General features: G+C 33.7%; 13 protein-coding genes. 4 read left to right on the top strand and 9 right to left on the bottom strand.

The window, feature by feature from the left end; genetic code table 11:
- Positions 1-293: 293 nt before the first annotated feature.
- Positions 294-2,627 carry a glycoside hydrolase family 65 protein gene (locus FC88_RS05615; protein ID WP_057813637.1) on the bottom strand — a complete coding sequence of 778 codons (2,334 nt, stop codon included), beginning with the start codon at positions 2,625-2,627 and terminating at the stop codon, positions 294-296.
- Positions 2,628-2,890: 263 nt separating this feature from the next.
- Positions 2,891-3,145 (bottom strand): RodZ family helix-turn-helix domain-containing protein, encoded by a 255-nt coding sequence (locus FC88_RS05610; protein ID WP_057813635.1) that lies wholly within the window; start codon positions 3,143-3,145, stop codon positions 2,891-2,893.
- Between the two features lie 153 nt (positions 3,146-3,298).
- Here FC88_RS05610 and FC88_RS05605 point away from each other — a divergent pair, with 153 nt between their 5' ends.
- Positions 3,299-3,523, top strand: a complete 225-nt coding sequence (locus tag FC88_RS05605) for a hypothetical protein (protein ID WP_057813633.1) — start codon at positions 3,299-3,301, stop codon at positions 3,521-3,523.
- Between the two features lie 69 nt (positions 3,524-3,592).
- Here FC88_RS05605 and FC88_RS05600 read toward each other — a convergent pair whose 3' ends face one another.
- The 3 genes from FC88_RS05600 to FC88_RS05590 form a co-directional block, all read right to left on the bottom strand.
- Entirely contained in the window at positions 3,593-4,105 is a 513-nt protein-coding gene (locus FC88_RS05600) for a hypothetical protein (RefSeq protein ID WP_057813631.1), read from the bottom strand.
- Positions 4,106-4,463: 358 nt separating this feature from the next.
- The gene (locus FC88_RS05595) at positions 4,464-4,916 is read right to left on the bottom strand and encodes a flavodoxin (protein ID WP_057813629.1); all 453 of its coding nucleotides are present in this window, start codon (positions 4,914-4,916) and stop codon (positions 4,464-4,466) included.
- A 63-nt stretch (positions 4,917-4,979) separates the two neighbouring features.
- Positions 4,980-5,588 (bottom strand): NAD(P)H-binding protein, encoded by a 609-nt coding sequence (locus FC88_RS05590; RefSeq protein ID WP_057813627.1) that lies wholly within the window; start codon positions 5,586-5,588, stop codon positions 4,980-4,982.
- A gap of 178 nt (positions 5,589-5,766) precedes the next feature.
- Here FC88_RS05590 and FC88_RS05585 point away from each other — a divergent pair, with 178 nt between their 5' ends.
- Positions 5,767-6,336 carry a sugar O-acetyltransferase gene (locus FC88_RS05585; protein WP_057813625.1) on the top strand — a complete coding sequence of 190 codons (570 nt, stop codon included), beginning with the start codon at positions 5,767-5,769 and terminating at the stop codon, positions 6,334-6,336.
- Positions 6,337-6,388: 52 nt separating this feature from the next.
- On the opposite strand, the gene FC88_RS05580 is transcribed toward FC88_RS05585, so the two are convergent.
- A complete protein-coding gene (locus tag FC88_RS05580; RefSeq protein WP_057813623.1) occupies positions 6,389-6,997 on the bottom strand; it encodes an NAD(P)H-binding protein in 609 nt (202 codons plus the stop codon).
- A 154-nt stretch (positions 6,998-7,151) separates the two neighbouring features.
- On the bottom strand, positions 7,152-8,207 hold the full coding sequence (locus tag FC88_RS05575) for a baeRF8 domain-containing protein (protein ID WP_057813621.1): 1,056 nt from the start codon (positions 8,205-8,207) through the stop codon (positions 7,152-7,154).
- A gap of 141 nt (positions 8,208-8,348) precedes the next feature.
- Here FC88_RS05575 and hemH point away from each other — a divergent pair, with 141 nt between their 5' ends.
- Entirely contained in the window at positions 8,349-9,293 is a 945-nt protein-coding gene (gene hemH / locus FC88_RS05570) for a ferrochelatase (protein WP_057813619.1), read from the top strand.
- On the top strand, positions 9,290-10,603 hold the full coding sequence (locus tag FC88_RS05565) for an Nramp family divalent metal transporter (protein ID WP_057813617.1): 1,314 nt from the start codon (positions 9,290-9,292) through the stop codon (positions 10,601-10,603). Before hemH ends, FC88_RS05565 begins: the two co-directional genes overlap by 4 nt.
- A gap of 38 nt (positions 10,604-10,641) precedes the next feature.
- Here FC88_RS05565 and FC88_RS05560 read toward each other — a convergent pair whose 3' ends face one another.
- On the bottom strand, positions 10,642-11,487 hold the full coding sequence (locus FC88_RS05560; protein ID WP_057813615.1) for an aldo/keto reductase family protein: 846 nt from the start codon (positions 11,485-11,487) through the stop codon (positions 10,642-10,644).
- 64 nt (positions 11,488-11,551) lie between these two features.
- A complete protein-coding gene (locus FC88_RS05555; RefSeq protein ID WP_057813613.1) occupies positions 11,552-12,094 on the bottom strand; it encodes a GNAT family N-acetyltransferase in 543 nt (180 codons plus the stop codon).
- Positions 12,095-12,226 lie beyond the last annotated feature (132 nt).

The raw sequence follows: 12,226 nt of genomic DNA, 5'->3' as shown, positions 1-12,226 counted from the left end.
TGTTTTTTTATTTATTTTTTCTTAAGGTGGCTAACTTGATTATAAAATTCGCCGTTAATTATATTTTAATATATTTTAACTAGAAATAATTTCATGAAAATATTTCTAGTTAAAATATGCCGTCGTCCGCAAAATCCCTGTGATTGGCTGGAACGCTGCCGACACGATTTTGAGCTTTTGCATGGCCCCAAAGACGCAAAGTCTTCAAGTCGTGCCCACAACGTTCCAGCAATTTTCCAGGGCCGAACGGACGACGGCATTTTAAATACAATATCAATTAACAATCCCACTATTTATCTTTTAATTTTTTCAGGTACAAAATCATCAACTTCGATTTTAGAATTATCCGGAACTTGATACTCTTCACCATTATTGATGAATTCAATCCCATCACCTACAACCTCTACTTCCATTTCATCGTGTGTGATAGAAACTTTGACAATACTGCCATGCCAACAAATCCGATACTTCAGACTAGACCAAGCTTTAGGAAGATGTGGATCGATTCTTAATTTACCATTAGAAATTCTCACACCACCAAAGCCTTGAACGGTCATACTCCAAATTCCACCGCAAGATGCCAAATGCATCCCTTGAACAGATTTACCAACATGAATTCCCATATCAGTCTCACAAGTCCATCTATAAAACTTATATGCTTGATCATCTAGTCCTAATTCGTTAGCAATCATTGAATGTGGCGGCATAGATAAAGAAGATTCGTGAGTCGTCTTTGGCTCATAGTAATTCCAATTAGCCAACTTCACATCTTTGTCAAAATAATCATCGAATAAATTAATCAACAACATCACATCAGCTTGTTTAGTAACTTGTAAATTATTAACTTGATCCAAATTGTAATCTTTAAAAATCTCACTGATTTGATCATTGATTTGATACTTAGTTACATCGATTTTTTTCTTAGACAGATACTTATCATCTTGAGGAATTACTCTCTGCTTATTTGGCTGTGGTAAATAAATCTTATTTACGCGTGAAATCCAATCGTTATAAGCTTCAGCCAAATCTAGTTTCTTATCTAAGATTACATAAAGATCTGGATGGTCTTCCTTCAAAATATTAACAACTTGAATGGCTTTTTGAATACACCAATGAGCTAAATAATTAGTATAAGCATTATTGTCTGCATGTTCCTTGTACTCATCAGGTCCAATAACATTAGTTATTTCATAGCGTTCATGGTCTTGATCATATTCCAAACGACTGACCCAAAACTTGGCAGCATCCAAAATAATCTCGTAACCCATCTTTTTAGCAAAATCACGGTCATTGGTAGCGTTCAAATATTCCATTACCGCATAAACGACATCACCAGTAATATGCTGTTCGATAAAACCAGACCAAACTTTCATTGGCTCACCGGTCACGATATCAGCAGACCCCCATAGTGGAGCCGTTTCACCATCACTAGGATTGGCAGCTTCCCAAGGAAATTCGGCGCCACGATATCCATTTCTAATTGCTTTTTTATGAGCGCCTTCTAATCCTAAATAACGATATTCCAAAAGATTTCTGGCAATTTTGGGCATTGTAAAAATAAAATATGGCAACATAAATATTTCTGTATCCCAAAATGTATGCCCTTTATAGCCTTCACCTGTTAAACCTTTGGCACCGATATTCATATTTGGAGAATGTGGCGTGTTGGCAGCCAATTGATAACGAGCAAAATTAATCGCTACTTGTGGTGTAACGTCATCTGATTTAATTTCAACAAAACTCTTCTTCCAAACTTTTTTCTCCCAAGCACGTGCTGATTTTTGTAACAATTCATGATAGTTAGCCCAACTGGATTTCTTTAAACCATTAACCGAAGCTTCAGCTAGATCATCATCTTTAACATCCGTATCAATACTTGTAAAAATATTACTGTATTTTACGATTTGAAAGACTTGTCCGGCTGCCAAATCAATATCATAATTTTCAAAAATCTGCCGACGTCCCATTTTGATATAAGGTTTATTATTAAGCAAAACTTCGTTCACAAACAATTTATGCATCGAATTAAAAACAAATTCAACTTTAGACTGCTGCGACTTCTCCGTTAATTGAATAAATTTTCCTTCATAGAATCGTTTGCTACCTTCCATAAGATGCTGTGTTCCACTATTTGATTGTTGACCATCAATTCCTGATTTAATTTTCAAATTAATATTTTTATCAGAACTAATACTTACTTTCGAAACTAACAAATGATAATTATCCATGGAAACAAACCGACTAAATTTGAAATTGACCTGTTTATGATCAATCACCCACGTAAATTCACGAGTTAATTCGCCATTTTTCATATTGAGATATTTATGATATCCCTTAACTTGGCCATCTTTTAAATTTAAAGTCTTCCCATCAATTTGGAAAACCATATTCAACAAATCTGGTAAATTAGGCAATTCAGTCACTTCACTAGGAAATGCGTCAAACGTACCTGATACGAACATATCACGTTTCTCATTCAATTGAGGTTCTTCTGTTACACCGCGCATACCAACGTAACCATTGCCTTGAAACATTATCGTCTCAATTTTATTGATCATCTTCGAATCATAATCTTTAGTTCCTATATACCAACTATTATTTTTATCTGTATCTACGCAAAATTCCATTTCTCATCGTCCAATCATTCAAGATATTTTGCCTCAATACTAGTAATGTCGATAACTTGTTTAAACTTCCCTCATTTGTATTGTAGTCGATTCGTCAACCAATGTGAACGCATTTCTCTTGCCAAAACATAAAAAAACAGTCCTACATCATCATCATGATGCAAAACTGTTTCCATTCCCTTTATACATATTCTTAATAACTTGATATTTATTTTTTTATATCAAGTTTTAGACTACCCCATTCGAATTTAAGCCTAATTTTTTTAATTTCTTCTATTGTTTGCCTTAAGGTTCTTTAAAATTAAATCACTTAACTCTGTTAAGTCAGCACCGTATAAATCAGCTAAGACAAATAACAATTCGCCATCAAGAATCTTATTCTTGTCAGTTTCAATTGCACTCAAAACTGAAGTTGATGTTGAAAAATTATAATTCTCTCGTACAGTGTCCACTACTTGTTGCAAAGTTAATTCCTTAAAAAATCTCTTAGTACGTAAATATCTTCCAATTGTCATCATATGTCAAATACAACCTATACCTTTCATATATGATATTTTAACCTAAAATATGACTTTTTCAAAAATATTTATTGAAAAATTTGTATTTTTAGTTTAACATAAGACTGTTCCTAAATTAAGGAAAAAAGCTTGAATAGGGGATTACACATTACTATGTACAATAATCAATATTTGAAGGCATTTTTTACTTTGAAAAAAATCAAACAAAGTGACATTGCCCAACTCTTGGAAAAATCTACATCTACCATTCGTCGGAAGAATGACAATTTAGGTTTTACCCAAAAAGAAATTTTACTCATTCATGAGAAATATGGCATCCCTATCGAAGCTTTTTTCTATGACAGTTCCGATGAAAAGGATATCAAAAAGTTCTTATAGAAACCTTAAAAATATTTTTTCTTAAGAATAAAAAAATAACGTAGGTGAAAATCTGCGTTATTTTTGTTCTTATTGACTAATATCTTGTTGCAACTGCCCTAAATCACCGTTATCAGACAATTTTTGATATTGTTGATAAGCTTGATACCAATTTCCATCACTGACCGCTTTTCTTAATGGTGTGTAATCCTCATTGGAAAAAATTTCGGCAGCAGCTTTTTGAGATTGCTCTTTAGATAGGGATGAAGAATCTTCGATTAAAGCAGCTGTTTTATTTTGATTGTTAGCAGCTGACATGATTTCAGACATTTTCTTTTTACCTAAAAAAGATGCTGCACGATCTATTTTCTTATCTCTTTGAGAATTACCATTTTTCTTTGATTTAACTTTTTTAACCAATTCAGACTTAACGACTTTATCGCTTGCCGTGTCATTGCCAGTAATATTTCTAATTGCATTGTTCAATGGGAAGAAGAAAATAACACATAAAACCAAAATAATTAATATTGAAACCAACGTGATGATCAATGGTTTTTTATTACTCTTACGATGACGCATTTTATCACCCATTCCTTTCGCCATGATAGTATGACATCAAATATCAATTGGTTGCAATCGATTTGAACAATTAAATTTTAATATACAATATTCGAATATTTTTTATAAAAATTGCTAACATGGCAGTCTTTATTACTGATAAATTAATCTGCTTAATTATTTTTTAATATTTACCCTTGTAAATTAGAAATTAATTAATTATAATCATTATAACCACTGTTGATGACATTGGTTATCTCCGTTGGGGGTAGCCAATGGAATCCATTATTCAAAATCAATTAATCGTTCTCCCATATTACACACAAAAATGGTTAATTGGTTATATAAACCTCAAAAAGCTGAAGCTGCTTGGACAATTCCCGATCCAAGTGGCTTCAGCTTTTTATTTACCATTTAAAAATGTTTTTAACTTCTCATCATCAAATTGATATCTAAAGTTATCTGTCACAATTGCCTTTTTCGCTACTTCTTTTACTGAAGGCAACGATTCACTAGCACTAGAACCACCAGTTGTTGTGAATGGAACGATTTTCTTATTAGAAAAATCATACTGTTCGAATAAAGTGTGGAATATCATTGGAATTTTTCCACTCCAAGTTGGATAACCTAGATAAATAGTATCGTATTTATCTAAATCAGGAAGATCAGTTTTGATCTCAGGATGGATATCATCTTCAAATTCCTTCATACCAATTTTAGAATATTTAGAATACCCTTCTGGATAAGGATTTTTAGCCTCTAAGCGATAAATATCAGCTCCAGTAATTTTTTGAACCTTTTGAGCAGCTTTTTTAGTATTATTAGAAAGAGAAAAATAGATGATTAATTTTGCCATTTTACTACCCCTTTATCTTTTCCTTTTATTCTAATGCCTAAAGCTGACTTCAGGGCAAGCACCTTATGCCTCTTTTCGGCTAACACCTAAACTTTCTTCAGCACCTAATTTCTCATCTTGAGCCAATTTAACTACAAAATCAGCCACACTGATAATCGATACATCTTGACCTTTATTTTCTTCGCCATCAGCGGTCACTTCATAATTCAAATCTTGACCGTTATCAAAATTAGCTGGACGAATTATTGTGTAATTTAGTCCTGAATCAGCTACCATTTGAGCTGCAGCTTGATAATGCTTCAAAATAGCATCTTCAGTCAAATTACCTGAAGCACCATCACTAACTGGTACATCGTTGTATAAGCCCATTGAACTAGCAAAAAGAATTCGTTTAATATTGAGTTTCTTCATGCCATCAAGGATACGTTGCGTTGATTGCTCCAAATTACTATCTAAAGCGACAAAGACAACCTCGTTACCCTTCAAAGCTTCTGCTAAAGGTTTATCATCAATGACATCCCCTTCAACTATACGTTCACGCTTTTCATCAATAGACAAAATACTAGTATTGCGAGCCATCAAAGTTAAATAATCATCAGTCTTTTCTAGAAAATACTTGGTGACCTTTTGACCAACTAAGCCAGTTGCACCGATTATTAGAACATTTGTCATTTAATCTACCTCCGAAATTTATTTACCCTTCTATCGTACCGCTTTGAGCAAAGTTCAACCTAAGTAAACAATTATTTTTCACATTTTCAACAAAATCTAGTATTTTCAAAGATTTTTCTAAAATTTTCACAAGTATGCTATCCTTAGAATATAAATTATTTAGGAGATGCTAAAAAGAATGGATATTGAACAAGATCCTGCGTATCAGCAGATGATAAATGGAGAACTTTATTTAGAATCAAAACCTTTATCCGATCTACGCAACGATGTACGTACCAAATTAATGAACTACAATTTAATCGCTAACAGTGACGAACGTAACGAAAAAATTAAAAGCCTAATGAAATCAGTTGGTGACAGATTCTTCGCTGAACCTACGCTTTATTTCAGTTATGGTGTCAACATCACTATTGGTAATCACTTCTATGCTAATCACGATGTAATGCTTTGTGACGAAGGAAAAATCACCATCGGTAATGATGTTAAGTTTGGCCCTAAGGTTGGCCTTTACACACCTAAACATCCCATGGACCCAGCAGTTAGAAGAACTGAAGCTGAAAGAGTCGCCCCAATTACAATTGGAAATGACGTTTGGGTCGGTGGTGGCGCTAGCATCTTACCAGGTGTCACTTTAGGAAATAACGTTATCGTTGGTGCAGGATCAGTCGTTACTCATTCATTCCCTGACAATGTTATTGTTGTCGGCAATCCCGCAAGAATTTTAAGAAAAAACGAACCTCAAAAATAAAAAAATGTCTTATGAGAATTTTTCTTTCCCATAAGGCATTTTTTATTTGAGTTTAAATTTTACGACTGATAGCTACATTATCCCGAGCATCAAGTTGGTCATTGCCAGCTAGACGAAGAATCAGATCAGCCACACTGTAACGTGAAACCGTATCGACTTGGAATGGTTTACCATTGTGCTCAATTTGATAATTCTTAATATCTGATCCATCGTCTAACCAACTAGGACGAATAATCGTATAATTCAAATCCGAATCTTCAATTCTAGAAATAACTTGTTGATATGGCTCTAAAATCGAACGCTCTGTCAAATTACCTGATGCCCCAGCATAGATAGGCGTTTCATTACAAATACCCATTGATGTTAAGAATAAGAATCGATCAATATTTGCCCTATCCATAGCCTCAATAATCTTTTGAATCAGACGCTCTTCGTTACTGTCCAGTGAAACTAAGACTACATCGATTCCCTCCATTGCAGCATCCAAAATATCTTTGTCAATAATGTCTCCTTGATATACACGTTCCCGTTTCTCGTCAATCGTCAAAAGATTCGTATAACGCGCCATCAAAGTAATATTATCATCAGTTTTGTTCAAAAAATACTTCGTAGCAAGTTCACCCATGGCACTAGTTGCACCAATAATTAAAATATTTTTCATAGTACTCTACCTCCGATTTTTTTACTTCTCCGTTACAAGTTTATTTTAACCCTTTCCTAAAAAACTTGTTAAGAAAAACAAATTTACATGTCGTAAAAAAAGAAGCCTACTATCCTTTTATAAAAAAGAATCCTAAGCTTCTCTTAATTGCCACTTAATACAAAATGGCATTCATACTAGAATAACGATTAAAATTTGGTGTATAAATAACTCGACAATTAATCTTATTTAATAAAGATTTTATCAGTAATTTATTGTGAGCAATTGAATATGATTTACCATCATTAAATGAAATTAAAGATTGAACATCACGATTATTAAGAGCAAATTCAATAATATTTAAATCATTCAACAATTGATTCCCCTTATGAGCTGAACTAATTTTTTGCTTGATTGATTCAATTTTGGCTATTCTTTCAAAAGCATAATATTTAGATATTCTTTCTTTTAATTCTGAATGAGATAAATTAGCCATTGAATCATGAATGACTCCACTCACATATTTTCGATGTGCATATAATTTTAAGAAGTTATCCAAAGCCTTGGGCAATCCTGTTATTAAAAACTCGTAGCCATATTTCAAATGAAGATTTTTCAGTTTTCGATCTAAATAACGGTAGTAAATTGATTGTTCTTTTTCCTGTTGCTCGGATTTTGCGTTGTGACCATGGTAAAAAGTCGCTTTACCAACAGAACGGAAATTAATTTTAGATTTCACGTCAAAATCATCATAATAATTGGAAAAATGAGTATGCAACCCCTCTAGCTTTACTCGCTTTAAACTACTAACGTCATAAATTCGGATTCGGTCACGACTTAAATCAATCAAAAAATCTGCTCGGTGAATCTGCTCTTCAGGTAGTAATAAATCTTGAATCAAGAAAGTACTTCCAACATGTGACTTGGCTGCTACTTGATGTTCCACTTCACAAATTTCTATCGCTTCATTATTGGCAAAAATCAGTAAGGCAGTCTTAGTCTCATTCCATAATTTTCGATCAAGGATCAATGACTCCAATTGTTCAACAGCTTTAATCCACTCCCGACGTGGATATTGATTTAATTCCTTTTTTACTTCTTTCAAGAGGTTTTTGTAAGTAATCAAATTCACCTCTACCTGTTGAGTTTGTTGATAGATTGGCATAATAATACTGATTTTGGGTTCAATATCAGATGCTAGTAATTTCATCAAATTTTTTGATAATTTCATAGTTTCACCTTCTTACTAAATTCTTATCGTTATCATTATTATATTATGATATTAGCATTTTACCTTGTGAGCTGTCTAACATTTTATATAGATTTTTTTATGATGTGATATTATTAATTCAAAAATACTAGGAGGAAAATTATGTCTCAAGGATTACTTTTAGTAAATTTAGGGTCACCTGCTTCTCCTCAAACTAGTGACGTCAAAAAATATCTTCAAGAATTTCTCAGTGATCAAAATGTGATTGAAATGCCTAAAGCTCTCTGGCAACCAATTTTACGAGGTATCATCTTGCCATTAAGATCTTGGCGTTCAGCAACTTTTTATCAAGATTCCTGGTTAAAAGATGGCTCTCCATTGATTGTAAATACTCAGTTGATTACCAATCGCGTTCAACAGTGTTTACCACAATGGAACGTCCAAATGGCAATGACTTATGGCGAACCAGATATTAAAGATACTCTGCAAAAAATGCAACAAGACGGTTGTTCAAATATTATTTTGTTGCCTCTCTTTCCCCAATATACGCAGAGCAGCACCAAATCGATTATTGACCAAGCCAAAACTGCTAACGTCGACTTAACTATCATCGATCGTTTTTATCAGGAAAATAATTATCAACAAATTCTTGCTAAAAAAATTCAACAAGCTTGGGACGCGGATAATTATGATGAATTATTTTTCAGCTATCACAGCATTCCTACAGCAATGGTAAAACATGGTGATCCTTATCAAAAAGAATGCCTTGCCACAACTGAAGCAGTCTCCAAACTATTAACAATTCCTCAAAATCAAATCAAAACTGTTTATCAATCAAAATTCGGCCCTATGCCTTGGTTAAAACCATATTTAAAAAATGCCCTGATGCAAGCCGTTGAATTAGGAAAAAGAAATATTCTAATCGTCACCCCTTCCTTTGTCGCTGATTGTTTGGAGACTATAGAAGAAGATTACGTACAAAACTACCAAACTTTTAAAGCTAGTGGTGGAAATAAATTCCAATTAGTTTCACCAATGAACGATGATCCTGATTTTTGCCAATTTTTAGCTGATTTAGCCCAAAGAAATCTGGTCCAAAACTCATGAAAAAAAGTCTGGACGAAATAAATCAAAGTGTCAAAGTTCCCAGCGTTTATGAAGCTTCTTTTCTCCAAAAATTTCTAGCTTACAGTGGTCCAGGAGCTTTAGTTGCCGTCGGTTACATGGATCCCGGAAATTGGCTAACTTCTCTTTCCAGCGGTAGTCAGTTCAAATATCAATTATTATCTGTGCTACTTATTTCAATCATCATCGCTATGTTCACGCAGTCATTGGCCATTAAACTTGGTGTTGTGGCCAGACAAGATCTAGCACAAGCCATTGCTCAAAAAGTTCCCAAACCAATTCGTTATTGCTTATGGATTCTCAACGAAATAGCTATGATGGCAACTGATTTAACTGGAGTTGTTGGAACTGCAATTGCTTTAAAACTATTGTTTGGTTTGCCTTTGATATTTGGCATTCTCTTAACGATTTTAGATGTCTTGATAGTTTTATTGTTTTTACGTTTTGGTATCCGTAGAATCGAATTCATCGTCTTAGCAGCCATTTTGACTGTCGGAATTATCTTTGGAATTGAAGTCTTTAGAACTAATCCTGCCTTTGGAAAAATATTTCAAGGTATTATTCCTACTAGTGATATTATCCATAATCATGAAAAATTAGTTTTGAGCTTGGGTATCATGGGAGCTACCATCATGCCCCACAATCTTTATTTACATTCTTCTTTAGCTCAAAGTCGACGTTATGATTACAAAGATCCACTTCAAGTTAATGAGGCCTTACGTTTTGCTAACTGGGATTCAAATGTTCACTTAGTAGCAGCCTTTATTATCAATGCTTTATTATTAATTTTAGGTGGAACATTATTCTTCCATACTAATGATCAACTAGCTAGTTTACAGGACGTTTTTAATGGTCTGAAAAATGCCGCTATCGTAGGTAAATTAGCCAGTCCAGTTATGAGTTGGCTTTTTGCATTCGCTCTTCTAATTACAGGGCTGATTTCTTCTATTACTAGTACTTTATCCGGTCAAATTGTGATGGAAGGCTTCCTAAATATCCGCTTACCACTCTGGCAACGGCGTTTACTGACTAGATTTGTTACTTTAATTCCTATTTTAATTATTGGTTTCTTAGTTAACTTCAATGAGCAAGATTTCGAGAATCTAATTGTTTATGCTCAAATCGCATTAAGTATAGCCTTGCCATTTACACTCTTTCCAATGATCTTGTTAACGTCAAATTCCAAATTGATGAAAGAACATACTAATAGTAAATTAACAACTATTGTTGGCTTGCTTTTAGCTGGAATTATTACCATTTTGAATTTAAGATTAATTTTTTCAATCATATAAAAAAGGTATTTGACTTGTTATGGTCAAATACCTTTTTACTATCCTTGAGTAGGATTATGGAAATGTGATGGAGCTGTATCCGGAAACTCATTTAATGTCTTCATATCTTCATCGCTGATAGTGAAATCTAACTTCGTATTAGCAACGATATGCTCCTTATGAACTGCCTTAGGCAAAGGCAAAACACCATTTTGAATAACGAATTCGATCGCTAATTGTGGAACACTAACGTTATATTTATCAGCAATTTTCTTAACATCTGGATTATTGATCAAACCACCAGTTGCTAAAGGTGAATAAGCTTCAACTAAAATATCGTTGTCTTTGGCAAATTCAGTAATTTTAGGTTCAGTAAAGCCGATATAATATTGAATTTGATCGACCATTGGTTTAATCGTGGCCGTCTTTGAAATATTCTCTAAGTCATGAACATTAAAGTTAGAAACACCAATAGCTTTAACGCGACCGGAATTATAAATCTCTTCCATAGCACGCCATACTTCAACATTTTCCTTATCGTAATTAGAGCCTATCTCGTCCCATGGCCATGGAGCATGAACCAAATAAAGATCCAAATAATCTAAATCCAAATTCTTCATAGTTGTTTCAAAGTCAGCCAAAGCACCCTCATAAGTCTTAGTTCCACCTGGTAATTTTGAAGTTACGAATATATCTTCACGTTTAACGCCAGATTCTCGAACAGCTTGTCCAACTTCTTTTTCATTTTGGTAAGCCAAGGCTGTATCAATATGTCTATATCCTGTTTTGATAGCATCTGAAACTGCTTGTTTAGCTTGAATTGCCGGAATTTGCCAAGTACCAAAAGCTACCTTAGGAATTTTAACGCCATTATAAATATCAAAAGTATCTGTTAATTTAGTCATAGAATGCTCCTTCCATTTTACAAGTTATAGTATATTACCTGAAGTTTGCTTTAGGTCAAACATTTTAACTCAGTTCATTAAAGGGAACGATTGATTTCATTTTTAATAGTTTAGGATTAATTTCTTTTTGTAACCAAATAACATCTAGCCAACGTCCAAACTTAAACCCGGCTTTTTGAAAAGTCCCAACTCTTCGATAGCCCAATTTCTCATGGAATTTCACGCTACCACTATTTTCTTCAGTAACTGCTGCTAATAAATTAACAACACCTTGTTTCTTTAAAATAGCTTCTAATCGTTGGTACAATTCTCTTCCTAATCCGTGCCCCTTATAATTGTGATCAACATAAATACTTGCTTCAACGGTCCAAGCATAAGCAGCACGTGTGCCATACAAATGAGCATACGCATAACCTAAGATTTTATCATTTTCGTCCAGAGCCACTAAATAGGGGAATTTGGCTGTAATATCTTTGATCCGCTGTTGAAAATCTTCTTCAGTTGGAATCTCTGTTTCAAAAGTAATTGTGGTATTAGTAATATATGGTGTATAAATTGCTACTAATTCTTTTGCATCATCGATGGTAGCTTGTCTAAATCTTGTCATTTCTGTACCTTCTCATTTCAAGTTTCTGATAGTTTTATATTATAAACTTTTTCCTATTATTTTACTTGAAGACAACAAAAAAGGAATCAACTAATGTTGATCCCTTACGTTGCGTGGCAGCTCCCTATCCTC

The organism is Companilactobacillus futsaii JCM 17355, from assembly GCF_001435505.1.
GTDB lineage: Bacteria > Bacillota > Bacilli > Lactobacillales > Lactobacillaceae > Companilactobacillus > Companilactobacillus futsaii.
This window is presented reverse-complemented; position numbering and strand designations above follow the sequence as displayed.

What these genes read in the sequence shown, in the direction of transcription:
- FC88_RS05560 (WP_057813615.1), bottom strand. Translation starts at nt 11,487, where the DNA reads ATGACTAAATTAACAGATACTTTTGATATTTATAATGGCGTTAAAATT.
- FC88_RS05600 (WP_057813631.1), bottom strand. Translation starts at nt 4,105, where the DNA reads ATGGCGAAAGGAATGGGTGATAAAATGCGTCATCGTAAGAGTAATAAA.
- FC88_RS05565 (WP_057813617.1), top strand. Translation starts at nt 9,290, where the DNA reads ATGAAAAAAAGTCTGGACGAAATAAATCAAAGTGTCAAAGTTCCCAGC.
- FC88_RS05585 (WP_057813625.1), top strand. Translation starts at nt 5,767, where the DNA reads ATGGATATTGAACAAGATCCTGCGTATCAGCAGATGATAAATGGAGAA.
- FC88_RS05615 (WP_057813637.1), bottom strand. Translation starts at nt 2,627, where the DNA reads ATGGAATTTTGCGTAGATACAGATAAAAATAATAGTTGGTATATAGGA.
- FC88_RS05610 (WP_057813635.1), bottom strand. Translation starts at nt 3,145, where the DNA reads ATGATGACAATTGGAAGATATTTACGTACTAAGAGATTTTTTAAGGAA.
- FC88_RS05555 (WP_057813613.1), bottom strand. Translation starts at nt 12,094, where the DNA reads ATGACAAGATTTAGACAAGCTACCATCGATGATGCAAAAGAATTAGTA.
- FC88_RS05590 (WP_057813627.1), bottom strand. Translation starts at nt 5,588, where the DNA reads ATGACAAATGTTCTAATAATCGGTGCAACTGGCTTAGTTGGTCAAAAG.
- FC88_RS05580 (WP_057813623.1), bottom strand. Translation starts at nt 6,997, where the DNA reads ATGAAAAATATTTTAATTATTGGTGCAACTAGTGCCATGGGTGAACTT.
- FC88_RS05575 (WP_057813621.1), bottom strand. Translation starts at nt 8,207, where the DNA reads ATGAAATTATCAAAAAATTTGATGAAATTACTAGCATCTGATATTGAA.
- FC88_RS05605 (WP_057813633.1), top strand. Translation starts at nt 3,299, where the DNA reads ATGTACAATAATCAATATTTGAAGGCATTTTTTACTTTGAAAAAAATC.
- FC88_RS05595 (WP_057813629.1), bottom strand. Translation starts at nt 4,916, where the DNA reads ATGGCAAAATTAATCATCTATTTTTCTCTTTCTAATAATACTAAAAAA.
- hemH (WP_057813619.1), top strand. Translation starts at nt 8,349, where the DNA reads ATGTCTCAAGGATTACTTTTAGTAAATTTAGGGTCACCTGCTTCTCCT.